The sequence below is a fragment of the Mesorhizobium sp. P2_C4 genome, from assembly GCF_056404575.1.
In genome coordinates, this window is the sequence record NZ_JBFUDT010000005.1 from 170,797 (window position 1) to 195,543 (window position 24,747).

Annotated in this window: 22 protein-coding genes; 13 read left to right on the top strand and 9 right to left on the bottom strand. The window is 65.0% G+C overall.

Features of this window, described 5'->3' with window-relative positions; translation table 11 throughout:
• Positions 1–42 precede the first annotated feature (42 nt).
• On the top strand, positions 43–687 hold the full coding sequence (locus AC1DX6_RS21000) for a glutathione S-transferase family protein (protein ID WP_477316825.1): 645 nt from the start codon (positions 43–45) through the stop codon (positions 685–687).
• Positions 688–788: 101 nt separating this feature from the next.
• On the opposite strand, the gene AC1DX6_RS21005 is transcribed toward AC1DX6_RS21000, so the two are convergent.
• Positions 789–1,286, bottom strand: coding sequence for a GNAT family N-acetyltransferase (locus AC1DX6_RS21005; protein ID WP_477316827.1), 498 nt, complete (start codon positions 1,284–1,286; stop codon positions 789–791).
• Positions 1,287–1,380: 94 nt separating this feature from the next.
• Positions 1,381–2,388, bottom strand: coding sequence for an aldo/keto reductase (locus AC1DX6_RS21010; RefSeq protein ID WP_477316829.1), 1,008 nt, complete (start codon positions 2,386–2,388; stop codon positions 1,381–1,383).
• A gap of 352 nt (positions 2,389–2,740) precedes the next feature.
• Between AC1DX6_RS21010 and AC1DX6_RS21015 the strand changes: the two genes are divergently transcribed.
• The 9 genes from AC1DX6_RS21015 to AC1DX6_RS21055 all read left to right on the top strand — a co-directional run bounded on the left by AC1DX6_RS21015 (position 2,741) and on the right by AC1DX6_RS21055 (position 15,090).
• A complete protein-coding gene (locus AC1DX6_RS21015) occupies positions 2,741–2,965 on the top strand; it encodes a hypothetical protein (RefSeq protein ID WP_477242349.1) in 225 nt (74 codons plus the stop codon).
• 31 nt (positions 2,966–2,996) lie between these two features.
• Positions 2,997–5,489 (top strand): DNA ligase D, encoded by a 2,493-nt coding sequence (gene ligD / locus AC1DX6_RS21020; protein ID WP_477316831.1) that lies wholly within the window; start codon positions 2,997–2,999, stop codon positions 5,487–5,489.
• A gap of 366 nt (positions 5,490–5,855) precedes the next feature.
• Positions 5,856–6,758: a non-homologous end joining protein Ku gene (gene ku / locus AC1DX6_RS21025; protein ID WP_477316833.1), complete on the top strand. Its 903-nt coding sequence runs from the start codon at positions 5,856–5,858 to the stop codon at positions 6,756–6,758.
• 14 nt (positions 6,759–6,772) lie between these two features.
• Positions 6,773–7,861, top strand: coding sequence for a tetratricopeptide repeat protein (locus tag AC1DX6_RS21030; protein WP_477317156.1), 1,089 nt, complete (start codon positions 6,773–6,775; stop codon positions 7,859–7,861).
• Positions 7,862–8,093: 232 nt separating this feature from the next.
• Complete coding sequence (locus tag AC1DX6_RS21035; protein WP_477316835.1) at positions 8,094–8,747, top strand: alpha/beta hydrolase family protein; 654 nt, start codon at positions 8,094–8,096, stop codon at positions 8,745–8,747.
• A 170-nt stretch (positions 8,748–8,917) separates the two neighbouring features.
• On the top strand, positions 8,918–9,688 hold the full coding sequence (locus AC1DX6_RS21040; protein ID WP_477316837.1) for an exodeoxyribonuclease III: 771 nt from the start codon (positions 8,918–8,920) through the stop codon (positions 9,686–9,688).
• Between the two features lie 147 nt (positions 9,689–9,835).
• Entirely contained in the window at positions 9,836–11,476 is a 1,641-nt protein-coding gene (locus AC1DX6_RS21045) for a WD40 repeat domain-containing protein (protein ID WP_477316838.1), read from the top strand.
• A gap of 82 nt (positions 11,477–11,558) precedes the next feature.
• Positions 11,559–12,941, top strand: a complete 1,383-nt coding sequence (locus tag AC1DX6_RS21050) for a tetratricopeptide repeat protein (RefSeq protein WP_477316840.1) — start codon at positions 11,559–11,561, stop codon at positions 12,939–12,941.
• Between the two features lie 100 nt (positions 12,942–13,041).
• Positions 13,042–15,090, top strand: coding sequence for an amidase (locus AC1DX6_RS21055; protein ID WP_477316842.1), 2,049 nt, complete (start codon positions 13,042–13,044; stop codon positions 15,088–15,090).
• 1 nt (position 15,091) lies between these two features.
• Here the strand turns inward: AC1DX6_RS21055 and AC1DX6_RS21060 are convergent, their stop codons facing one another.
• Positions 15,092–15,574 carry an Imm8 family immunity protein gene (locus tag AC1DX6_RS21060; RefSeq protein ID WP_477316843.1) on the bottom strand — a complete coding sequence of 161 codons (483 nt, stop codon included), beginning with the start codon at positions 15,572–15,574 and terminating at the stop codon, positions 15,092–15,094.
• Between the two features lie 139 nt (positions 15,575–15,713).
• On the opposite strand from AC1DX6_RS21060, the gene AC1DX6_RS21065 reads away from it, so the two are divergent.
• Genes AC1DX6_RS21065 through AC1DX6_RS21075 form a run of 3 tightly spaced genes read left to right on the top strand, consistent with a single transcriptional unit; the run spans position 15,714 to position 18,441 of the window.
• Positions 15,714–16,265, top strand: coding sequence for a cysteine hydrolase family protein (locus tag AC1DX6_RS21065; protein WP_477316845.1), 552 nt, complete (start codon positions 15,714–15,716; stop codon positions 16,263–16,265).
• 32 nt (positions 16,266–16,297) lie between these two features.
• Positions 16,298–17,455 (top strand): ATP-grasp domain-containing protein, encoded by a 1,158-nt coding sequence (locus AC1DX6_RS21070; protein WP_477316847.1) that lies wholly within the window; start codon positions 16,298–16,300, stop codon positions 17,453–17,455.
• A 56-nt stretch (positions 17,456–17,511) separates the two neighbouring features.
• Positions 17,512–18,441 carry a hypothetical protein gene (locus tag AC1DX6_RS21075; protein ID WP_477316849.1) on the top strand — a complete coding sequence of 310 codons (930 nt, stop codon included), beginning with the start codon at positions 17,512–17,514 and terminating at the stop codon, positions 18,439–18,441.
• Between the two features lie 16 nt (positions 18,442–18,457).
• On the opposite strand, the gene AC1DX6_RS21080 is transcribed toward AC1DX6_RS21075, so the two are convergent.
• Genes AC1DX6_RS21080 through AC1DX6_RS21105 form a run of 6 tightly spaced genes read right to left on the bottom strand, consistent with a single transcriptional unit; the run spans position 18,458 to position 24,662 of the window.
• Positions 18,458–19,462 (bottom strand): Rieske 2Fe-2S domain-containing protein, encoded by a 1,005-nt coding sequence (locus tag AC1DX6_RS21080; protein ID WP_477316851.1) that lies wholly within the window; start codon positions 19,460–19,462, stop codon positions 18,458–18,460.
• Entirely contained in the window at positions 19,459–20,601 is a 1,143-nt protein-coding gene (locus AC1DX6_RS21085; RefSeq protein WP_477316853.1) for a GNAT family N-acetyltransferase, read from the bottom strand. The genes AC1DX6_RS21080 and AC1DX6_RS21085 overlap by 4 nt, the downstream gene beginning before the upstream one ends.
• Positions 20,598–21,851, bottom strand: a complete 1,254-nt coding sequence (locus AC1DX6_RS21090; RefSeq protein WP_477316855.1) for a F390 synthetase-related protein — start codon at positions 21,849–21,851, stop codon at positions 20,598–20,600. The genes AC1DX6_RS21085 and AC1DX6_RS21090 overlap by 4 nt, the downstream gene beginning before the upstream one ends.
• Positions 21,848–22,672, bottom strand: a complete 825-nt coding sequence (locus AC1DX6_RS21095; RefSeq protein ID WP_477316857.1) for an MBL fold metallo-hydrolase — start codon at positions 22,670–22,672, stop codon at positions 21,848–21,850. The genes AC1DX6_RS21090 and AC1DX6_RS21095 overlap by 4 nt, the downstream gene beginning before the upstream one ends.
• Entirely contained in the window at positions 22,669–23,670 is a 1,002-nt protein-coding gene (locus tag AC1DX6_RS21100) for an NAD-dependent epimerase/dehydratase family protein (protein ID WP_477316859.1), read from the bottom strand. Before AC1DX6_RS21100 ends, AC1DX6_RS21095 begins: the two co-directional genes overlap by 4 nt.
• A gap of 2 nt (positions 23,671–23,672) precedes the next feature.
• Complete coding sequence (locus AC1DX6_RS21105; protein WP_477316861.1) at positions 23,673–24,662, bottom strand: 3-oxoacyl-[acyl-carrier-protein] synthase III C-terminal domain-containing protein; 990 nt, start codon at positions 24,660–24,662, stop codon at positions 23,673–23,675.
• Positions 24,663–24,747 lie beyond the last annotated feature (85 nt).

Genomic DNA, 24,747 nt, shown 5'->3' on the forward strand with positions numbered 1-24,747 from the left:
CTTCTGACATGCAAATCCGGCTGTCGCACGAAAGGGACCGCCATGCTCACGCTTCATGACTATCTGCCGTCGCAAAACGGCTGGAAGGCCAGGGTACTGCTCGGGCTGCTCAAGATTCCCTACGAAAGCCGCATGGTCTCGATCTTCGAGGGCGAGAGCCACACCGACGCTTTCCTGAAGCTCAATCCGGCCGGCGCCGTCCCCGTGCTCGAACTCGAGGATGGGCGTGCCATCGCTGAATCGAATGCCATCCTCATCAGTCTCGCGCAGGGCACGCCCTTGCTGCCGGCGGACCGTTTTCGGCACGGCAAAGTCATGCAATGGCTGTTCTTCGAGCAGTATTATGTCGAGCCGGTCATCGGCTCGTTACGCTACTGGACGCTTACCGGGCGGCTGGAGCGCAACCAGGCGATGGTCGCCGGCAAGCGCGATGCCGGCGTGCGCACGCTTGCCGCATTGGAGCGCAGCCTTGCCGCAGCGCCGTTTCTTGTCGGCAACGATTTCACCATCGCCGATATCGCCGTCTATGCCTACAGCCACCGGGCGCAGGATTGCGGCTTCTCTCTCGCGGACTATCCGGCATTCATGGCCTGGACGGATCGGGTGCAGGAGGCCATCGGTCCAGGCTACCCCGTTCATCCCTACAGCATCGACCCGCATTCCGGCAGTAGGGCAGTAGGGCAGTAGGGCAGTAGGGCAGTAGGGCAGTAGGGCAGTAGGGCAGTAGGTATGCGCTCGCTCCGCGCCATCATTTTCTCCTACTGCCCTATTTGCCTTATTCCCTTCCTCTACGCCCTCGACAGCAGCCTGCGCATGATCAGCGACGCGTGGCCCCCCACGCCATGCGCGGCCGCCCGCTTCTCGACCACCTGAAACCCATGTTTGTGGTAGAAGGCGATTGCCCGGTCGTTGCCCTCGATCACTTCCAGCGCGATGCTCGCAATGCCTGCATGGGCGGCAAGCACAGCGTGCAGCATGTCGGCGGCCAGGCCCGTGCCGAATTCGCCGGGGTCGATGTGAAGCCGGTCGAGCATGACGTCGCCCTGCTCGTCCATCGCCGCCATCGCGTAGCCGGCGATCGAGCCGTCGGGCCGTTCCGCCACGAAGGACATCTTGTTGTTGTCGCGCAACTCCGCCGCCAGCCGCTCTGGCGCGTGCTTGTCATCCGACAGCCGCGCCGTGGTCTCGGCGCCCAGGATCGGCGAGTAGGTCCGGCGCCAGGATCCGCCCAGGAGCCGCGAGGCCGGCGCCACATCCTGTTCGGTCATCGCCCTGATCTGCGTCATCGCCTGCTCCTGTTTCGGATTGCCTCGAAATTCTCACGCGCCGCTTGCCGGCAAGACGAAGGCCGGCGAAGACAGGGCGAGGGCAGCCAGGCCCTCACCGATCGATCGTCACCATGACGCGTTCGTTGTAGCGCGGCCCGGCGACCTTGCCTGGCGCCAGTGCGACGTCGAGCGCCAGCATTTCGATGGCATCGAGTTCGATCGTGGCCGCAGCGATGTTTTCCTCAAGATAGGTTCTGCGCTTGGTGCCGGGGATCGGCACGATGTCGATGCCGAAGTCCGATCCCTTGTTCAGCAGCCAGGCCAGCGCGATCTGCCCCGGCTTGACACCCTTCGCCGTCGCGATGTCGCGCACCTTGGTGGCCGCCGCGATATTGGCGTCGTAATTGGCGCCCTGGTAGCGCGGGTCGCCGCGCCGGAAATCGCCCTCGGGATAGTCCTCGGCGCGCTTGACGTCACCGGCGAGAAAGCCGCGACCGAGCGGCGCGAACGGCACCAGGCCGATGCCGAGTTGCTTGAGCAGCGGAATGATCTCGGGCTCCAGATTGCGCTCCCACAGCGAATATTCGCTCTGCACCGCCGACACCGGATGCACGGCATGCGCCCGGCCTATGTTGGTTGCACCTGCCTCTGACAGGCCGAAAAAGCGCACCTTGCCCTCGGTCACCAGCTGCCCAACCGTACCGGCGACGTCCTCCATAGGCACATCAGGGTCGACGCGGTGCTGGTAGAGAAGGTCGATATGGTCGGTGGCAAGCCGCTTGAGCGAGGCGTCCACCACCTCCCTTATATGCTCGGGCCGGCTGTCGCGCCCGGTGCCGACCTGCTTGCCGTCCTTAATCAGGAAGCCAAATTTGGTGGCGATCGTCACCTGGTCGCGCCGGCCTTTCAGCGCCCTGCCAAGCAATTCCTCGTTGATGAAGGGGCCGTAGACCTCGGCCGTGTCGAGGAAGGTGCAGCCGAGTTCGACGGCGCGGTGCAGCGTGGCGATCGATTCCGCTTCGTCGGCCGGGCCGTAGGACTGGCTCATGCCCATGCAGCCGAGGCCGATCGCTGATACCTGCAGCCCCTGGCTGCCAAGTTTGCGTGTGCTCAAGGTCATTGGTGATGGTCTCCGGGGAGCGAATTGGAACCTATATAGGACGCACACTCAGTTTCTACAGCCGCCAATCCCTTTGCGGCCATTTGATTCTGATCAAGGCCGGTTCGTGCCAAGGCGCCTATCTCGTCGCCTGTCTTGGGAAGGACGCAAGGCGGGCGGGTGGTTCGGGCCGAACCGAAAAAGCTGAAAACAGCTTCGGCGTGAACCACCCGCAAACCTTCATTGCTTGCGCGCAGATGTGCCCGACGGGGCGATTCTGGGTAGCGCGATTGCCCCGAAAATTGACAGAACACCCGCTCTCGGCCATCCTTATACGCCGCTTGTCCCGCGGCTGCGTGTGTACGAGCAAGTCATGGCCAGTTCCGCCACCAGCCAGAATTCCAAGCGTGCCGCGGTGCGCAAGGCGCTCGACCGCCACAAGGTCTACATCACCGCGCAGAGCTTTTCCGGCGGCGCCTACTCGGCCCGGGTGCTCGTCGATGGCGAGGCCTACTGGGTCGACGAATTCCGGCTCAGCCAGTTGCAGGGCGGCTTGTCGCCCGCCGAGCTCGAATTGACGCCGGCCACCGACGATTGAGCAGCCGCCGCATCCCGCCTAGCATGCGGACATGACCACTCCACCGAAACTCAGGGCCTATCGCGCCAAGCGCGAATTCACCAGGACACCGGAGCCGGCGGGTGGGCTGGCGGATGGCGACGGCAATCGCTTCGTCGTCCACAAGCACCACGCCACCGCCGATCATTATGATTTGCGCCTGCAGGTCGGCGACGTCCTGAAAAGCTGGGCGGTGCCGCGCGGTCCCTCGCTCAACCCGGCCGACAAAAGGCTGGCGGTCGAGACCGAGGATCATCCGCTCGAATATATCGACTTCGAGGGTGTCATTCCCGAAGGCGAATATGGCGGCGGGCCGATGATCGTCTGGGACACCGGCACCTGGGCGCCGATGGACGATATCGAAAAAAGCCTGCGCACCGGCGCCTTCAAGTTCCGCCTTGCCGGCGCGAAGCTGAATGGCGGTTGGATGTTGACGCGGCTGAAACCCAAGCCCGGCGAGGACGCGGACAAAAAGAACTGGCTGCTGTTCAAGGAGCGCGACCTTGCCGCCGACACCGCGCTCGACATTCTTGCCGCGCGGCCGGAAAGCGTCAAATCCGGCAGGCGCATCGAGGAGTTGGTGGCGCCGGCGAAACCGCCCGGCAAACCCGCCAAGCCGGTGGCGCTGAAGCCCGGCGCGTTGCCCGGCGCGGTCAAGGCGGCGGCGCTTGCCCGCATCGAGCCGCAGCTTGCCACTCAGGTGCCGAAGCCGCCAGGTGGCGAGAGTCGGGCGGAGAAGACAGGCGAGCTCTGGCTGCACGAAATAAAATTCGACGGCTACCGCACCATGGCTCATGTCGCCGACGGGGAGGTCAAATTGATCACCCGTGGCGGCATCGACTGGACCAAGCGCTATGGCGATCTACCGCATGCCTTCGCCAAATTGCCGTGCAGCGATGCCATCATAGACGGCGAGATCATGGTGCTCGACGCCAAGGGCATCAGCCGCTTCGCGCTGCTGCAGGACGCATTGGCCGCAGGCGCCGGCAACAAGCTGCATTTCTACGCCTTCGACCTGCTTCATCTCGACGGCTGGGATCTGAGAAAGGCGCCGCTGATCCGGCGCAAGGCGCTGCTCGCGCAATTGCTCTCCGGCCTCGGCGCCAATTCCGCCATCCAGTTCTCCGATCATGTCGAAGGCTCAGGGCAGGGGCTCTACGACCAGGCCTCCGAGTTGGGGCTGGAAGGCGTCGTCTCCAAGCGAGCGACCGCGATCTACCAGAGCGGCCGCACCAAGAGCTGGACCAAGGTCAAGGCACTTCAGAAGGGCGATTTCGTCATCGCCGGCTATACCGTCTCCAACGCGGCCGAGGGGCTGGCGGCGCTCGGCATGGCCGAATTCGAGGATGGCGAGTTGCACTATCGTGGCAAGGTCGGCACTGGCTTCGACCGCGATACGGCGGCTGAGTTGCTCGCCCGGCTGCAGCCTCTGCGCGAAGGCGCGACGGCGCCGGAGGGCGTGCCGCGCGAGATCATGCGCGAGATGAACTGGGTGCGGCCGCTGCTGTCGGCGCGCATCCACTATGCCAACCGCACCACCGACAACGCGCTGCGTCATGGCGTGTTTCGCGGCTTGCGCGATGTCGGCCTGTCGACGCCGGTCGCGCCAAAACGCAAGCGGCTGATCGCCGAGGCCGACCTCGCCACCATCTGGGTGACCAATCCGGAGCGGCGGCTGTTCGGCAAGACCGGACCAACCAAGCTCGACATCGCCGTCTACTACGCGCTGGTCGGCGACTTCATGCTGCCGCACATTCTCGGACGTCCGGTGTCGCTGGTGCGCTGCCCGACCGGCCTGCCAAAGGATTGTTTCTTCCAGCGCCATGCCTTCACCGGCATGCCGCCTTCGGTGGTGACTTTCGAAGCCACCAACTCCGAAAACGAAACCAAATCCTATCTGTCGGTTGAAGGCGCCAAGGGCTATCTGGCGCTGGCGCAGTTCGGCGTCGTTGAGTTCCACACCTGGGGCACGCATCGCTTGAGCCTCGACAAGCCCGATCAGATCGTCTTCGACCTCGACCCGGGCGAGGGCATTGCCTGGCGCGAAGTGGTCGAGGCCGCGGTGCATATCCGCAGCGAGCTGGAAGCGCTTGGCCTGGTGCCGTTCGCCAAGACCTCGGGCGGCGCGGGCATCCACATCACCGTGCCGGTGACGCAAAAGCAGAACTGGAAGAAATTGCATCAGGCGACCAGCGCCATCTCGACGCGCCTGGCGGCAAGCGCGCCCGACACCTTCACCACCACCATGGGCAAGGACAACCGCAAGCGGCGCATCTTCATCGACTATCACCGCAATGCGCGCGGCCACACATCAGCGGCTCCCTACTCGCTGCGCGCCCGCACCAATCTGCCGGCCTCGACCCCAGTGAGCTGGAGCGACCTGGAGAGCATCGATGCGCCGCAGGATTTGAATTATTCCTCGCTGCCGGGATTGCTCGCAACGTCAGGCGATCCCTGGGCGGATATCGAGGATTTCGCGCGGGATTTGCCTACCCTGCAGAACTAGGTTTCCTCGCCCCCAACAAAGTGGGGGAGAGGTGGCCGCGAAGCGGACGGAGAGGGGGCTGCGCTACCGGATGGAGGGGATTCGCTTGAACCTGCGCGCGGATAGGCTTGCGCCATTCCCCCTCTCCGTCTCGGCTTCGCCGAGCCACCTCTCCCCCGCTTTGCGGAGGCGAGGAACGCAACTCCATCGACGCTTCAGACAATTTGAATTATCCTCCGCCGCGAGGCCTTCCGGCGACCCCTGCGCCTCCATGGAAGATTTCGCTAGGGATTTGCCGGTATTGTCGGCAGGCATGTAGGATTTCCGCAGCGCCGCACGTCCTTCGGACGAAAGACAGCTGCAGCAGTTTGCGTAGGAGAGAGTTTCATGGCGCCCAGGGCAAGTTGGAAAGGTTACCTCAAGCTCAGCCTCGTCAGCTGTCCGGTCCGGCTCTATCCGGCAACGACGACCAGCGAGCGCATCAGCTTCAACCAGTTGCACAAGAAAACCCACAACCGCATCAATATGAAGCCGGTCGATCCCGAACTCGGGCTGGTCGAGCGCTCGGACCTGGTCAAGGGCTACGAGTACGAGGACAAGCAGTACATCATCATCGATGATGCCGACCTCGACGCGGTGCGCATCGAATCCAACCACACGATGAACATCGAGGCCTTTGTCGACGAGGGCGAGGTTGACGTCATTTACCAGGACGCGCCCTACTATCTGGCGCCGGACGGCGCCATGGCCGAAGAGACCTTCGCCGTGCTGCGCGAGGCCATGCGCAAATCCGGCAAGCTGGCGATCGCCCGCCTCGTCCTGTCCAGCCGCGAGCGCGTGGTGACCATCGGCGCGCGCGAAAACGGCATGTTCGTCTGCACCTTGAGGAACCCGAACGAAGTGCGCGGCACGGCTGAATATTTCGGCAACATCCCGGCCGGCAAGCCCGACGCCGAAATGCTGCAATTGGCCGAAGCGCTGATCAAGCAGAAGGAAACCACCTTCGATCCGAAGAACTACGAGGACCGCTACGAGATCGCGCTGATGGCGATGATCCGCGAGAAGCTGAAGGGCCACAAGCCGATCATTGCGGCCGCACCCGAACGCGGCAATGTCATCAACCTCATGGATGCGCTGAAGGCGAGCCTGTCGCAGTCGGCGAAGCCGCCGGCCAAGTCGAAGAGCAAGGCCGATGACGAGGCGAAGCCTGCCGCCAAGGCCAAGGCCGCGCCTAAGGAAAATCCGCTCAAGGCCAACCTGCTCAAGGCCGTCGGCAAGAGCAAAGGGTGACGGCGCCCACTGCTATAGTCACACCCGGTGCCGTCTTCGGCACCATCGGCGCGCTGGCGGCGTTTCCGCTGCGGCTCGCCGCGCGTGAGGTCGAGCGCCAGCACGGCCAGTTGCGGCGCGGCGTCACCCGGCGCACCTCCCATGTCGTGTTCGGCCGCAGCTACCTCAGCAAGGCCAGCGACGCCGAGATAGCGCGCCGCGTTGCCGCCGAGCGCGCAGCCCGGCGCACGCTTCTCAGCGAGAACGGGTTCCTGCGCCTGCTCGGGCTGATGAGGGCGCCGGAAGCCTCGGCGCTATCGCGGCAATCGCTCATCGACCAGTCGCGGCTCGCCGCTGATGATCTCGATTTGTTGTCGTTGTTCGATGCCTTCGAACATGACAGTGAACCGTACTCGTTTCGCGATCTGATCCTCGCCCGCAAATATGCCGGACTGGTTGCTGGGGGTGCTGCCTGGGGCGCGATCGCGCGCTCCGTGCACCGCTCCGGCCCGGTCGCCTCGCTCACCGCCAAGTCGCTCAATGTCGGCTCGGCTTTCGGGCGCGCCGACGCGATCTATCTCGAAGGTGGCCAGAGCGAACTCGACGGCCAATTGCTGTTCGATCTGGGAACGGCGGATGACGACACGCTGGAAGACCTGTTTGCCGAGGCGGAAGCGGCGGAAGAGCAGGGCCGGCACGACAATGCTGCAGCTCTCTACCAGCGCTGCCTCGCCATCGACCCGAGCGACGCCATCGCCGCTTTCAACCGCGCCAACTGCTTGCGCGCCGGCGGCCACGTAGCGGAGGCCGCGCACGACTATGCCCGCGCGATAAAGCTCGATCCGGCCTTCGTCGAGGCTTGGTTCAACCTCGCCGGGCTGATGAGCGACGAGGGCAAGGTGGCTTCCGCCCGCCGGCATTTGCAAAAGGCCATCGCGCTCGACAAGACCTATGCCGACCCGGTGTTCAACCTCGCCAGGCTCGAATTCGACGCCGGCAACCTGCCCGAGGCCCGCCGCTGCTGGGTACGCTACCTCGAACTCGATGCCGACTCCGAATGGGCGCGCATGGCGGCCAAGGGGATACAGTTCGTCGATTTGCAGGCGGCGCGGACGGCGGGGTGACGATGGTTGGCGAAGGCCGGAATGACGGCCAATCTCCCCCCTTGTGGGGGAGATGTCCGGCAGGACAGAGGGGGGCGCTGTCCCGCCGACCGATCGGCCCGTTTCAGAGCGAATTGTTTCGCGGAGATTTGACCGAAGGCCTGTGCTCCTTCACGCCCCCCTCTGCCCTGCCGGGCATCTCCCCCACGAGGGGGGAGATCGCCAGCGTCGCCGTCGCGCGAAAGGCCACCCCATGACCACCTTCCTCTTCGACGGCGACGACACCGCCCCTGTCACCATCCTGCTCGCCCATGGCGCTGGTGCGTCGATGGACTCGCCCTCGATGACCGCCACCGCCAAGGCGCTGGCGGTTGCCGGCTTCCAGATCGCGCGTTTCGAATTCCACTACATGGCCGCCCGCCGCTACGGCCACCGCAAGCCGCCGCCGCGCGCCGACACGGTGAACCCGGAATACATCAAGGCCATCGCTGATCTCAGAGCGAGGGGCGTCACCGGTCCGCTCATCATCGGCGGCAAGTCGATGGGCGGGCGTGTCGCCTCGATGGTCGCCGACGAGATGTTTGCCAAGGGCGAGATTTCGGGCCTCATCTGTCTCGGCTATCCCTTCCATCCGCCGGCAAAGCCGACACAACTCAGGACAAAACATCTCGCTGATCTCAAGACGCCGACCCTGATCTTCCAGGGCACGCGCGACGAATTCGGCACCAAGGACGAGGTTGCGACCTACGGACTCTCCGACAAGATCGAAGTTGTCTGGCTGGAGGACGGCGACCACGATTTGAAACCGCGCAAGAGCGTCTCGGGCTTTTCGACGGCGGATCATCTAAAGACGGTTGCGGAGACGATAAAAGCCAAGCTGGCGCGGCCATCGGCTTCGTCATCCTAGGGCGGAGCAAGGAGCGAAGCGACGCGCGCAGACCCTAGGATCCATGCCATGACTTAGCGCAGCAACCGAGCAGAATTCTGCCCCGCCGCGTTCCATCGCAGGCGTCGCGGCATGGATCCTCGGGTCAAGCCCGAGGATGACGAAGCGAAAGGCTCGCCCGGTATTCTCAAATGAAGATCGCCAGCTTCAACATCAACAACATCAACAGCCGGCTCGAAAACCTGCTGGCGTGGCTGGCGGTGGCCAAGCCCGACATTGTCTGCCTGCAGGAACTCAAGGCGCGTGACACGCAGTTTCCGCGCTCGGCCCTTGCGGCCGCCGGCTATGGCGCGGTGTGGAAGGGCGAGCCGACCTGGAACGGCGTCGCTATTCTCGCGCGGAGTTCGGAGCCGGTGCTGACGGCGGACGCGCTGCCCGGCGACGAGGCCGACAGGCAAAGCCGGTACATCGAGGCAGCGGTCAACGGCATTGTCGTCGCCTGTCTCTATGCGCCGAACGGCAACCCGCAGCCCGGCCCGAAATTCCAGTACAAGCTCGCCTGGCACGAAAGGCTGGAGGCGCATGCCGGGCAGCTGTTCGACACCGGTCTGCCGGTAGCGCTGGTCGGCGACTACAACATCGTGCCCGAGCCGCGCGACATCTACGCCACCCGCTCCTACGACGACAACGCGCTGGTGCAGCCGGAGAGCCGGGCATCCTTCGCTCGCCTGCTCGAGCAAGGCTGGCTTGATGCGCTGCGCAAGAAGCATCCGAAGGAGACGCTCTACACATTCTGGGATTATCGCCGCAACCGCTGGCCGCGCGATGCCGGGCTGCGGCTCGATCACATCCTGCTGTCGAAAAAGCTGGCCCGCCGCCTCACTGCCGCCGGCATCGATCGCGATGTTCGCGGGCAAGACGGCGCCAGCGACCACGCGCCGGTGTGGGTGGAGTTGAGGTAGATAGAGCGAAAGGGCGCTTTGCGCGGCGGCCGCGTGATGTCAGCCACTTTCGCTCACGGCATTTTGCGCTATTTGTTGCGATGCTAATCTCGGGTGCGGCGGGCCGCATGATGAGCGAAGTGCGCGGCGCCGAGGGGGGAGAGCCCGATGGACAGGTTGGCCGAAAGGCTGTTTGCGCTTCCCCTGCTGGCGGCCGCCCTGGCCTGCCTGGTTCGCGCGTATTTGCTGTTGGGCGATAGAGATTTCAGCTGGAGCGGGATCGTCCACATGCTGCATGGTCCGGCCACGCTGTGGCCGGTGGTGTTCCTGGCGGTCGGCGGGCTTTGCCTGCTTGGCGCCTTGTTGTTCTGGGCCGGGCTGCTGCCTGGTCGCCCAAACAAGCCTACTGGAGCGCCGCTTTTTGGCCGCGACGCCGAGATCGACTCCAAGGGTCGCCCCGGCTTGCGGCGCGCCTTCCTGATGTTGCCGGTAATTGCCGTGCTGGCGCTTCTGGCCGACCACTTCCCTTGGGCGCGTGACGCCGGCTCGGGCGAAGTGGCTGCACCGAGCGAGCCCAAGGCCAATGAACCCAAGGATGTCGCCAGCGCCCCGCCGGCGCCGGAACCGGCGACCCCACCGGCTCCGCCAATCTCGCCGCCCGTCGCCGCCCTGGCACCGCCGCTAACCGTCCCGCCACCCGAGTTGGCTGCCCCACCGCCCGAACTGGCCGCCAAACCGCCGGAACCGTCTCAGCCGGCGCCATTGCCTGCCCAGCCACCTGTGGCGCCCGCAGCACCCACGCCGCCACCGGAGGTCGCGCTTGCCCCGCCGGTCTCGCCGCCCGAGCCGGCGCCGCCAGCAACCGTAGCGCCATTGCCGCCATCCGCGCCGGCACTGCCGACACAACCCGACGGCCACCGCGATGCCGTCGTCTGGCTGGCGGTGGCGCCCGATGGGCACTCGATCATGAGCGCCAGCACCGATCACATGATCAAGCTCTGGGACATCGACGGCAAGCGGCTGATCCGCAACCTCGGCGTCCACAAGGACATGGCGCGCACGGCGCTGTTCATGCCCGATGGCGCCAGCGCGCTGACCGCCGGCGACGACGGCGAGATCGTGCTGCGAAAACTCGCCGACGGCACGGTGCTGCATGTCTTCTCCTCAGGCGAGAATGGCGGCGTCAGGAACCTGGCGATCAGCCCGGACGGCAAGCTTGCCGTCAGCGGCCACGACACCGGCACCGTGATCGTCTGGGATATCGACAAGGGCAGTGTGCTGCATGTGCTGCCGGGCCACGACTGGTCGGTCAGCGCCGTCGCCGTCTCGCCTGACGGCACGCACGCCATCTCGGGCAGCATCGACGGCGAGTTGAAGCTCTGGGACATCGTTTCAGGCAAGCAATTGCGCAGCTGGCACGGCCATGAGCAAGGCACCTATGGCGCCGTCTTTACCGCCGACGGCCACCATGTGGTGACCGGCAGCGGCGACTACACGATCAAGCTCTGGGATCTCGACACTTTTAGGGAACTGCGCCGCTTCGAGGGCCATTCCGGTACCGTCTACGAAATCGCGCTATCCCCCGACGGCAAGCGCCTGGCTTCGGTCTCGCTCGACGGCACGGCGCGGCTCTGGAACATGGACACCGGCGCCGAGATCGCCGAGTTCGATCCCGGCACCGGGCCGCTTTATTCGGTCGCCTTCGCCCCCGACGGCACGCTGCTCACCGGCGGCTACGACCGCACCATCCGCGACTGGCCGGCAAACGGCGGCGATGGCGTGGTGATGTTTGCGGGAGCGCCAGAGTAGTGCGACATTCAACGCAGCGGATATTCCAGAGCAGCGCGGCTTGCGCTAAGGACTACTGGTGGCTGCAAATGGATCGCAAAACTTGAGCAACAATGACTGGCCACCTGAAGCGGATACGACTGTTTTCAGTCTGCCCGCGCCGCGTCGCCGAAGAGTCCTCCCCATCGTCCTGGTCTTACTGGCCGCTTTCGTGCTGTTTGGGCCTGTCCGAAACTACTATGGGCAGTGGTCAGCCATAAGGAAGTTTCAGGCAGCTTTCCTGGCCAAGGATGATCGCGAGCAATTCCATCAGATCTCCCTGCTGGCCGAGACAGGAAATGCTGACGCACAGTCCGGTCTAGGAGCGATGTACTGGCGTGGCCAGGGTATTGCCCAAAATGACAAGCTGGCGGCCTACTGGTGGGGCAAAGCGGCCGAGCAAGGAAATGCTGATGCAGCAGCTTGGCTCAGCCAAGCCTATTCCCAGGGCAAAGGGGTCGAAAGAAACGACCAACTGGCGTTGAAGTTCGCCAGGCAGTCAGCCGACAACGGCAATGTGAATGGTGAGTACGCCGTCGGCCGACTGTATGAGCAGGGCCAAGGCGTTACACAAAGCTACGAGCAAGCTCTCTACTGGTGGCGCAAGGCGGCTGACCAGGGAAACGCGGAGGCGGCTTTCGTCGTAGGTCGTGCCTACTATCTTGGCCAAGGGGTCAAGAAGGACGATCAGCTCGCAGTGATGTGGGTGCGAAAAGCGGTCGACAAGGGTGATCCGAATGCCGAGGCCCTGCTGGGTAGCCTCTATTCGCTTGGCTATGGCGTCGGTCAGGATGACCGTTTGGCTTTCGAATGGTGGATGAAGGCCGCAACCGCGGCAGTGCCGGAAGCGCAATACGCCGTGGCAAACGCGTATGAATTGGGAAAAGGCATCGGCAAGGACGACGCCCAGTCGTTTGCCTGGTTGGCCAAGGCGGCGGAACAGGGCAGTGTCCCGGCGCAGTCGGCGCTGGCCTACGCCTATGCAATGGGCAAAGGCGTTGCCAGGAACTACGCGGAAGCAGCGTCCTGGTGGCTGAAGGCCGCGAGCCAGGGAGACGCTTATGCGCAGATGAGCCTGGGCGTTGCATATTGGACAGGCGCTGGGCTGACCCAGAGCGACGCGAATGCCGTTTCGTGGTGGCTCAAGGCCGCAAAGCAGGGGGACGTTTCGGCCGAACTGTATCTGGCAGGTGCCTATGCCCAGGGCAGGGGGACAGCCAAGGATAACAAATCCGCCGAGTTCTGGTTTCTGGAGGCAGCCAAGGCGGGAAATGTCGATGCCGAACTCAACCTTGGAAAGCTCTATTACACCGGGATCAGCGGCGAGCCGAACTATCCGGAAGCAGTCAAGTGGTTTTCCACGGCGGCAGGACACGGAAGCGTCGAGGCCAGGACCTTTCTCGAAATGATGAAGCAAAAAGGCCAGTTCGACAGCAAGACGCTGTGAGCTGAGTGCCCAAGCAACGCTGGCGAAATCGGCGCAGCTTCCTCTTGCGGGAGAGATGCCCGTCAGGGCAGAGGTGACGGAACGCCAACCGAGCCGCCTCATGACCAACCTCCATCTCGTCGAAGCCTCGATCTCCGACCTGCGCCAGGCCCTGGAAGCTGGTACCGCCACCAGCGTCGAGCTGGTCGGCGCCTATCTCAGGCGCATCGCCCGATATGACCGCCATGGCATCACCCTCAACGCCGTTCCCGTGCTCAACCCCAAAATGTTCGAGGAGGCTGCGGCGTCCGATCGGCGCCGCCGGAAGGGCGCCACGCTCGGGCCGCTGGACGGCATCCCCTACACTGCCAAGGACAGCTACAAGGTGGCAGGCCTGACGGTTGCCGCCGGCTCGCCCGCCTTCGAACATCTCATCGCCAATGAAGACGCCTTCACCATCGCGCGGCTGCGCGCCGGCGGCGCGGTGCTGATCGGGCTCACCAACATGCCGCCGATGGCCAATGGCGGCATGCAGCGTGGCGTCTATGGCCGCGCCGAAAGCCCGTACAATGCAGACTTCTTGACCGCTGCCTTTGCGTCGGGTTCCTCCAATGGTTCCGGCACAGCAACGGCGGCGAGCTTCGCCGCCTTCGGCTTGGGCGAGGAGACATGGTCGTCGGGCCGGGCGCCGGCCTCCAACAATGCGCTGGTCGCCTACACGCCGTCGCGCGGCGTCATTTCCGTGCGCGGCAACTGGCCATTGGTGCCGACGATGGATGTGGTGGTGCCGCACACGCGCAGCGTGCCGGATATGCTGGAGCTGCTCGACGTCATCGTCGCCGACGATGCCAAGTCAAGAGGCGATTTCTGGCGGGCGCAGCCATGGGTCGCTCTGCCTCCAAGTTCGGCCGTGCGGCCGCCGCGCTACACTGATCTGAAGCTGGCGGGTGCGCTCAAAGGCGTGCGGCTCGGCGTGCCACGCATGTATATCGGCAGGGATGCCGAGGCGACTACGCCCATCGAAACCCGCGCCTCGGTGCTGGCCCTCTGGCAGCAGGCGGCAAGGGACCTCGAGCGGCTTGGCGCTACTGTGGTCGAGGTCGAGTTTCCCGTCGTCTCCGACTACGAGCGCGACCGGCCCGGAACGAAAACCATGGTCGATCGCGGGCTTGTTCCCCAGGAGTTTGCCGAGCGCGAGATCTGGGACCTTTGCATCTGGGGATGGGACGATTTCCTGCGCGCCAATGCCGATCCGAAAATTCCCGATCTGGCATCGGTCGACGGCCGCAAGATTTTCCCGCAACCGCCGGGAACATTGCCGGACCGCTATGTCGGCGGTTTCGATCTGGCTGAATATGTCGAACGGGCGAAACTTGGCGTCACGCCCTTCGTAGATATCCCCACAATGGAAGACGGGCTGAAAGGGCTGGAGGCGACGCGGCGGATCGACTTCGAGGACTGGCTGGATGCGCAAGGGCTGGATGCCGTGGTGCTGCCCGCCGTGGCCGATGTCGGTCCGGCCGATGCCGATGTCGACGAGGCCTCCGCAGCCCTTGCCTGGCGCAACGGCACCTGGGTCGCCAACGGCAACCAGGTCTGGCGCCATCTCGGCATCCCCACAGTCACCGTGCCGATGGGCACGATGGCAGATATCGGCATGCCGGTTGGTCTCACCTTCGCCGGCAAGGCCTATGATGACACCAGGCTGCTGCAGTTCGCCGGCGATTTCGAACGCTCAGCTAAGCGTCGCACCGCGCCGCCGCGCACGCCGGAGCTGACGGACGATGTGTTTGCGGCGTGGCCGGATGGCAACGGCATAGGGGCCAATCGTCTAGCCGGCGAGGCCCTGCCGCTCGCCGTTACACTTGCCGCCGAGATGCGCCATTCAGATGGTGGGGACGAGATCGTCATCACGCTCGATCTGCCTGGCAAGGCAATCGAAGCCGCTGGTCCGGACGCTGCCGGCGTGAAAGTCCATGTCAACGGCGAGCCCGTCGCCATGCAGTGGACTGGCGGGCACTTTGTCGGGCGAGCCATCGTGCTGGGCAATATCCATGAGGCAGTGCACAGCGTCTGGCGCGGCTCTTATGGCTCGATCGTCACAGTCATAGTGCGCCTGCCGCACGGGCGTGTCGCTGGCGCCTATGTGGTGACCGGTGGGATTGGGTAGACTATTTGAGCCAGGATTCGTACTCCGCCATTCCGTCATATTCCCATTCGAAGTGCTTTCGTAGTGCGCGGACGCTTTCTTTCCACGTTTTTCCCTCGCATTTATCGAGGATGTTGAGGAGGCTCTGCTTGAGACCGGGCCAGTCGAAATCTTCTACGAAAATGACCGCTCGACCGTCGAGATTTATCTCGTCTCTGATCTGGTTGGCGATGACGTGAACCTCGAAGTAATCGCTTCCAACATCCTGGTCCCATCCGATTGTCAAGGTTAGTGCGAGAGCAAAGCTCTTGGGGTTTATCGGCCTCCAATGTTCCAGTATTTTCTCGCCATCCAAAACTTTCATGCCGGAGCGGATTTCCTTTTCGGTATAGCCTTCGCGGATCAGGCTTTCCGGAACGGAATGACCCTTTTTCGATCTTGGGCCTAGGTTCCTTGCGCTAACGCCTCTCAACCTCAGCCGACATGGATAGACGATGTTTGACATGGCCGTCTTTGCGAATGGCAATCGCGTGCAAGGTAGTGACCAATTTTCAACCAGGCAATCGACGACAGCCATCCACCCGTTGCGAGCATCCGCACCCGCGATCCTTGATCACTCTGTCGGCCGTGCTATGTAAGAAACCATGTCAGACTCCAGGCCTGCGGCCACCGCCCCGCTCATCGTTATCGACCTCCAGACCGGCATGTTCGACGGCGTCGCCGAGCCGCCGATCCATGATGCCGCCGGCATCGCCGCCCGCGTGCGGGCGGTAATGGAATGGGCGCGGCGCACGGGACACAAGGTCGCCTTTGTCAGGCATGATGGCCCGGCAGGCGACCCGCTGGCGCCCGGCGAGCCGGGCTGGCCGGTGTGGCCGGAACTCGGCCAGGCGCAAGACGAGCCGACCTTTTCCAAGAGCGTCGGCAACGCCTTCAGCAATGCCTCACTTGGCGAATGGGTGGCGGGGCAGGGCGTTGACGAAGTCGTTCTCGTCGGCGCGCAGAGCGACTTTTGCGTCGCGGCCACGGTCAAGGGCGCCTTTGCCCACGGGCTTGGAGTCACCGTGGTGTCCGACGCCCACAGCACGCTGGACAGTCCAAGCGAAACGGCCGCGCAGATCATCGCCCGCCACAATGCCGAATTCGCCAAGGCCGGCGTGACGCTGGTGACGACAAAATCCTTGACCGGCGTTTGATCCTCGCTCTCCCGCTGTGATGTCGGTGCCTTATGCAAAATAGCACCGTGCTGATCACTGGAGCCCGGGCGCCGGTGGCGCTGCATTTGGCGCGGCTGCTCAACAGTGCCGGGCACCGGGTGATCCTGGCCGACAGTCCGGCTCGCCCTATCTCGGCGGCGAGCACGGCATGCGCGCTCTATCGTCGCCTGCCACCACCGCGTTTTGCTCCTGATGCCTATGCCGAGGCGGTGGAAGCACTTGTCCGCGCCGAGGGCGTGGAGCTTGTCATACCGACCTGCGAGGAGATTTTTTATCTCGGTCAGCTCTGGCGCGATCGCGCCATGCCGGCCCGCCTGTTTGCGCCCGACATGGAGTTGCTCGCCCGAGTTCATCACAAGCATGCTTTCATCCGGCTGGCTGAGAGCCTTCATCTCGCCGTGCCTCAAACGACCCTGCTGCAGAGCAGGCATGATCTGCAAGCCGTGCGCGGCCAGTCGGGCGAGCTGGTGTTCAAGCCGGTCTGGTCGCGTTTTGCCAGTCATGTCGTGCTGCGGCCGTCACCGGAAGAACTCGACGCGATCAGCCCTTCGCCCGAGATGCCGTGGGTGGCGCAGCGTTTCATTGCCGGCGAGGAGATCAGCGCCTATGCGGTGGCCCGCAACGGCGAGCTCAAGGCGCTGGCGCTCTATCGTTCGCTCTATCGCGCCGGCAAAGGCGCCGGCATCTATTTCGCGCGGGTGGAGGATGTGTCTGCGCGGCGCTTTGTCGAAGGCTTCGTCGCCGGCACCTCCTGGACCGGCCAGATCTCCTTCGACCTGATGCGCGAACAGGACGGCCAAGTGTTGCCGCTGGAGTGCAATCCACGCGCTGTGAGCGGCCTGCATTTCTTTCGCGATCCGCAGCGCTTCGCGGATGCCGTGCTCGAGAGTGGCAGCGAGGTGAAGCCGGATGTCACAGCGCCACAGACAGTGCGGCTGGCCATGTGGATATACGGATTGCCGCCGGCGCTGCGATCCGGCGGAATTGGAAAGTTTCGCTGGGCGATGCGCGCGGCCGACGAACTGCTCGACTGGCCCGGCGACCCCGCGCCGAAGAAAGCGCAATGGCGGGCGCTGGCCGAGATCGCCGCCACGGCGCGGCGTCAGCGCATCAGTCTGCAGGCCGCGTCGACCCGCGATATCGAGTGGAACGGACCGCTCCAACCGTAACCGACGCTCGCAACAGCCGGGAATTTCTGGCAAACAGCGGGCCGGGGGACTTCTCGGTGTCAAACCAGCTTAAGAAATCGTGGACAAGGCTTGCCGGCAAGGTCGCGCTCAAGGCGGCGAAAAGAGCGTTCGATCGCGGCGAACATGCCGAGGCGGTCAAGCGCCTGCTGCCGCTCGTCGCATCCGGCTCGGAGCCGGCACAGGGCCTGCTTGCCCAAGCCTATGCCGAGCAAGGGCTGTTCGACGAGCTCGATGCCCTGATCGACGAGGCGGCGACGACGGCCGCCAACGAGAGACTGCGCCACATCGCCGGCGCTCTTTCCGCTGCCAGGCAGTCCGATTGGCAAACACGCAGCGCCGTTCGCCTGATCCAGTATTCACCGCAGGTGAGCGACAGGGGTGCCGGCCATGACATTCCGGTGCCGTACCAGTCCACAGCCATCGGCCCCGTTGAACTGCCGGGTTTTCGCGAACCGGCGGCGCGGCTGCGGGCAATCCCGATCGATTTCCAAGGGAAGTCGGTGCTGGAGATCGGCTGCAATCTCGGCGGCTTTCTCCTTCCGCTCGCCCAGACCATCCGCTGGGGCGTGGGCGTCGACAACAATGCGCGCAATATCAATGTCTGCCAGAAGCTGCGCTCGGCCCGAAGCGCTGTGAACCTCGATTTCTATGTGCACGATATCGAGACCCAGCCGCTCAACCTGCTCAAGCAGTTCCTGCCCGAGCCGGGCGTCGACATCGCCTTCATCATGCGCATCATGAGCGATGGCAGTCTTTCCGGGCTGCTCGGCCATCTCGCGGGATTCTGCGCGGCCATCGTCTTCGAACCGATCGCCAGCCACCCGGCACGCGAGGCCGATATCGAAACGCTGAAGAGGCATTTCGCTTCGGTCCAGGTGATTGAAACCGACATCGTGGAGCCGCTCGATGGCGGACGGCACACGCTCTACTGCGCGACCGATCCGATCGCGGCGCGTGGGCGATGATCGCCCTTGGTCCTTGTCAAAGCTCGATATGATGCACCCGCGGCTCCGCGGCAGCCGGCGGCATCTTGCCGTCGATGATGGCTGCGATGTCGCGGCGCAGGAAATCCAGCGGTCCGCTCGCTGGCAGCACTTGCGGCGGGATGCGGGCATTGTCGCTTGCCGATTTCAGCACGCGGCGATCCTGCTGCAGCGCGAAGGCGAAGAGCGGCCTGAAGGCGAGCGCCTTGAGTTCGCCGAGCAGGCCCTGGCGCGGGCCGATAAGCCAGCCGATGCCCTCGACGGTGTGCTGATCCGCCTGGCGCAAATGGAAGGTCGTCGCCAGCGCCAGACCGCGCTTGCCCCAATATTCCAGCTCGACGATGCCAGGATGGCGGTAGCGGCCGATGGTCCTGGCACGCTCGCCTTCCAAGAGCCGGCTGACCAGTCCTTGCTGACGGTCCTCGCCGGTATAGCAGCTCTCGACCCAGCCTTCGCCGCCGGTCACCTCGACGCGCACGAGATGGCGCTTGGCGGTCAGGCCGCGCAGCACGCCCTTGTGGGTGAAGTGTGTGTGGGTGGCGTCCAGAATGTTCTCGGCGGCGTCGAGCACCGTCGATTGCGCCGAACTGCGCACACGCTTCACGACGACGTCCTTGCCTTGCATGCAGTGGAGATAGGGCTCGCCCTCGGGCGTGCCCGAGGAGACGAAGACGACGCCGTCGCGCTCGATGGCGCCATAGCGGCGGACCCGGTAGTGCGGGATGTCACCGACATGGCCGGGAATGGCGGTGCAGCGTCCTTCGCCATCGTAGCGCCAGCCATGATAGGGGCATTCAATCTCACCGCCAACGACCTTGCCGGTCGACAACTCGACCAGCCGGTGGGCGCAACGGTCGAACAGTGCGGCAATGCCTTGCGCCGAGCGGAACAGCACCAGCGGCGCACCGTCGAACAGGATGCGCTTCGGCTTGCGCCTGATATCGGCCGACAGCGCCACCGCCTGCCAATGATCCCTTTGCTTTGGCTGCCGGGGTTCGCTCACAATTCAAATCTCCGAAGCAGGGGAATGCCGACCCGTGCCAGCACGGTTTCCATGATCAGCACCGCCATGCGGCGGGCAAGCGGCAGATGGCCGGCATAGACGGCGTTGTACTCGATCGCCGGCACCGCGCCACGCCGGCGTTTGAACGCGGCGGCCCCGGCGCTCATGTTGAAGAACAGGCCGTGCGCCGTGGCATGGTCCTGCGCCATCGCCATCATCATGCGGTAGAGCCCTTCGCCAACGGGCAGGCCGGTATCGTAGCCGACGATCGGTTGCGTCAATGTCGCGCCGTTCTCAAACAGGCCGGTGACGGCGACGAGCTCACCGCCCGGCCGGCGCAGGCCGGCAAGCCTGAGAATGCCGCGGCGGTGCATCTCTGCAATGTAGCGCGCCGTGTAGTGCGGATTGAGCGGCGTGTATTTGGCGAGATAGAGCATGGTGTAGAGCGCTTCTGCGCGCGCGTAATCGGCCTCGGTGAAATCGGCATCGCCGACCCGCTCGAAGGGCGTCGTGCGCAGCCGCTTGCGGTCGCGCTTCATGTCGTTGGTCATGGCGGGTGCCGAACTGCGGTCGGAAAAAATGTAGATCTGCCGCGCCGGCAGCATGCGAAAACCCTCGGCCTTCAGGGCTGCGATGGTCGCGGGATCGGCGATCTCGTTCAGCGAGCGGATGACGATGGCGCGGTCCGCAAACCGCGCCGTCAGGCTTGAGCGCATTGCCGCGATCGCCTTGCGGTCGAGCAGCGGCACCGGATTGGTCGAATAGAGCCAGTTGTTGACCTGCACCTGATGGTCGAGACCGCTCGCTTCGACCAGTGGCGCGCACAGACCGATCAGCGCCCGCACCGCCCGCTGCAGAAAGGGCGCCGAGACGAAATTGCGCGTCTCTTCGATGGCGTAGTCGATATAGGCGCTGGACGGGCGGCAGATGTAGCAGTTCGGCGCCTCGCTGGCGTCGTTGAGCGTCAGCGGGAAGGATCGCCCGGCGACCTCGAACGGCTCGACGACCACCGTCAGATTGCGGATGAGCTCGCGGACGGGAATCTCGTTGAAGAGCTGCACGAACGCCTCGACCTGGGCGGGGTTGTTTTCAACCCGATCCGCCTGCGGTTGCTCGGTCGCGACGGCCGTCGGGCTCATGCTGCCCCCAGCCGGCATTCCACACGGCGCAATTTGCGGCTGGTCTCCAGCGGCAGCGGCGCGCGCACGAGATCGATCGATACCGTTGTCTGGCGCATGGCGAGCAGTGCCCGCACCGCACCAAGCGCGGCAGAAGCCGCGTCGTCGGCGAGGTCGGGCGCAAGCCGCAGTTCGACGGCGTCGGGCGCGGTCTGGATCAGCCGGAAGTCATCAATACGGCGATCCGCCTTCAGCACCGCATTGCGAAGAATGTCGGGGGTGACCAGGATCTGTCCAGTCGCCGAGGCGAGCCGGAAGACATCGTCCATGCGGCCGACGATCTCGTCCACCGTGCGCAGCGGCGAGCCGCAGCGGCATGGCGCCTTGGACAGGCGCAGCAGATCGTTCATCCGGTAGCGCGCCATGATCTGCGTCTGGCGGCGAAAAGCGGTGACCAGCGGCGTCACCAGCCCGTCGCCGACCGGCTCGAATTCGAAGAACACCGAATCCTCCGCCAGATGCAGCCCACCCTGGCGGCAGGTGACGGCGAACAGCCCTTCCGTCGCCATGTAGATCTGGTCGAGCGGCCGGCCGAAGAATGTTTCGATGACCGGCCGTTCGATCGGGTCCAGCGTCTCGGCGGCCGAGAAGACGCGCAGCGGCTTGAGCCGGAAGGAGGTGGCCGCGAAATGGCGCAGCATTTTGGGCGGCGCGATGATCACCGTCGGCGCGAAATCTTCCAGCTCGGCGCGCCAGTGTTCCGGGCCGAGCGTCAGGTCGAAGAAACGCAGATCGATGCGCCGGGATTTGCGGGCGCCTTCATAGAGCCCGGTGTTCTGCGGCAGGATCACGGCGACCCGCTGCCGGCGCCAGAGCAGATCGGGCACGGCCTTGGCCAGGATTGAACCCAGCCAGCGGTATTTCTCGGCCTCGGAGATGACGAACAGGCCACGATTGCCTGATGTTCCGGTGCTGGCGCCGACCGTCAGGTCGCCGAGGCGGCCGTCTGCGGAAGCGGCGGCCCAGCCATCGCGAGCCGACACGCCGCCGATGTTGAAGCGCTCGAAATTCGCCATCAGCAGCGCCTTGTCGGTCACCGGCAGGTCGCCGAGGTGACGTGGCGCCTTGCCGTAGAAGGGCGCCAGCGGCAGGTCGCGGTCGAGCCAGCGGCTCAAGGCGCGCGCCTGCCAGCGCTCGAAATCCCTGCGGCTCTTGCGCGACACCCAGCGGGTGACGGCAAACGATTTGAGCGCTTCGCCGAGCCCGCTCATCCGCCCTCGCTGTCGAGATCGTAGGGCGTCGGCTGCGGATCGTGGCAGAACATGACCTCGCCGCCGGTTGCCAGAAACCGCCGCAAGGTTTCGCTGGTCGGCTCGAGGGCTGCGGCATCCTCGGCCAGCAAGGTCGCCGGCAAACCCGGCGTGCGGTTTTCGGTCAGCGCGGTGAGCAGCCATTGCGCATCGACGGCGTAGAGCAGCGGGCGCTCCATCTTGGGGAACAGCAGGCCGAACTGGCCGTTGGCGTGGCCGGGCAAATCGACAGCGACAACACTGCCGTCGCCGAACAGGTCGGCGCCGCCGGGCACGCCATCGTTCGGCGCAATCTGCTGCCTCGAGGACAGCCCGTCGAGCCTGCTCTCGAAGTCTGCCGGAAACAGCTCGCTGAAAACGCCATGGCGCAGGTTCTGCCGGGTCGTTCTCGCCTTGGCCCGTGACCACGCCGCATCGCTGGCGATGAAGCGGGCATTCGGGAACAGCGACAGGCCGGACATATGATCGGCATGGAAATGCGTGACGATGACCGCGCTTACATCGCGCGGTGTCAGGCCGAAGCGTGCCAGCACCGGCAGCGGCTGTTCGGCTGCGTTGAGCGCCGGCCTGAGCACCGCGCCGTACAGGCGCAGCGCGGCGCTTCGGTAGGGGCCCGTGGTCACGTGCGGCGTGTAGCCGGTGTCGATCAGCACCGGGCCGGCCTGCGGATGCAGGATCAGCCCATAGCGCACGCGCAAGCTCACGGTCTTCCAGCTGCCGCCGCGCAGGATCAGCCGTTCGGCGGCACTGACCCAGGCACTGTTGGCGAAGACGATCTTCAAGCTGTTGCTCCCCAGGAGGGTGCGTCTGCTGCGAAGGTGCGGTCGAGCCCGTCCGCGAAGGACACTTTCGGCGCCCAGCCCAACATGCGCCTTGCCTTTGAAATGTCGAGGCTCTGGGCATAGGCGAACAGGCCAAGACCGTAGCGCGTCACCGCCGGTTCGGGTTGGCCCGGCAGCCGCAGCGCCACAGCCTCCATTGCGCCGGCCGCCAGCATTGCCGGCCACAGCGGCATTTTGCGCCATCGCGCGGAAAACCCGGCGCGGGCGCAGGCCTCGTCGGCGATGCGGCGCACCGGCAGCACCTCGCCGCCGGAGACATTGAAGATCTGCCCCTCGGCGGCGCTGCCGGCCGCAAGCGCTGCCAGGATGGCATCGACGACATCATCGACATGGGTGAGATCGATGCGCGGTCGGCCACCGCGAAACAGCGGCAACGGACGCCGGCGCGCGGCGCCAAGCAAGCGCGGCAGCAGCGCGCGGTCGCCGGCGCCATAGATGCCGCGCGGCCGCAGGACCACCGGCCTGATTTCGAGGGCCGAGAGCACGATCTCCTCGCCTTGCCGCTTGGTGCGGGCATAGTGGTTGACCGGAGCGGGCAGGGCGCTGTCTTCGCGCACATCGAGCTGGTCGCGAAAGGCGAAACAGACCGAGGGGCTGGAGATGTGGACGAAGCGGCGCACGCTTTGCCGCCGCGCGAAATCGACGAGGTTGCGGGTTGCCGTGACATTGGCCGTTTCGAAATCCGCCAGCCTGCCGAAGGGTGCGGAAAGGGCTGCGCAATGGACGATCGCTTCGATGTCACCGAGCTGCGCTTGTGCGGCCGCATCGAACGGCTGCGACAGGTCGTGGCGGACGACCGCATGGTCAGCCGCTTCCAGAGCCGCACATCGCCGCGCATCGCGGCCAAGGCCAAGGGCCGGTGTGCCCGATGCCGCCAGCCGCGCCATGAGATGCGAACCGAGAAAACCGCTGGCGCCGGTGACGAGCACACGCCCCATGCTCACGCTTCCAGCGCCATGCCGCCGAACGACACGCCGGCCGAGGTTCCCAGGAACAGCACTTTCGCGCCCGCCGCGATGCGCCCCTCGCGGCGCGCAATATCGAGCGCGAAGGGAATAGAGGCGGCGATCTGGTTGCCGTAGCGCGCCGCTATATCGACGAGCTTTTCCCTGGCAAAGCCGGTCTGGCGGGCCATATGGGCGAGCGCAAATGGGCTGGCCTGGTGCGGCACGACGATGTCGACATCGTCATGCGTCCAGCCGGCCCGCTGCAAAAGCTCGGCGACAAAACCGTTGAAATGGCGCGACGTCACGCGAAACAATTCCTTGCCGTCCATGTGGAACAGGGCATGGCTGGCGAATTCCTGCGGCTGGCGGTGAAAATCGAAGCGGGTGCCGCCGGAACCGATGCTGCAGGCTTCATAGGCCGAGGGGTAGGTGCGCATCAGATTGGCCAGCACCGCGCCCTCGCCGGGCGCCGCCTTGCACAGCACTGCGGCCGCTGCGCCATCGCCGAACAGAGCGGCGATTTCAGGCTGGTCGTTCCAGGGCAGAGCGCGCGAGGCGATCTCCGAGGAGAAAACCAGCGCCCGCTCGCATTGCCCGGCCTCGATCATGCGGGCGGCGGTCTCAAAGGCGGTCAGGAAGCCAAGGCAGGTGCTGTTGACGTCGAAGGCGGCGGCCGAACCGTCGGCCATGCCGAGGCACTGCATGACCAGCGGCGCGGTCGCTGGCAGCGGCTGGTAGGGCACGCCGCAACCGCCAATAACGAGATCGATATCGCCAGCCTCGAGCCCGGCATCCGCCAAAGCGAGTTGCGCCGCGGCGCAGGCTAGGTCGACCTGCGATTCAGCCTCGCAGACATAGCGTTCGATGACACCGGTGGCGGCTTCGAGCTGGCCATCGCCAAGCCCCAGCCGCGCATCGAGGCTGCGCGACGTCACGCACGCAGCCGGCACGGCCCGCCCGGTTCCGATGATCTTGATCCGCATTCTCATCCCGCCGAGTGAGGAGCGCTTTTTCTACCCCGGATCGCGCCCGATGGTAACAGCGCGACGGTGACAGTCCACCGATCGC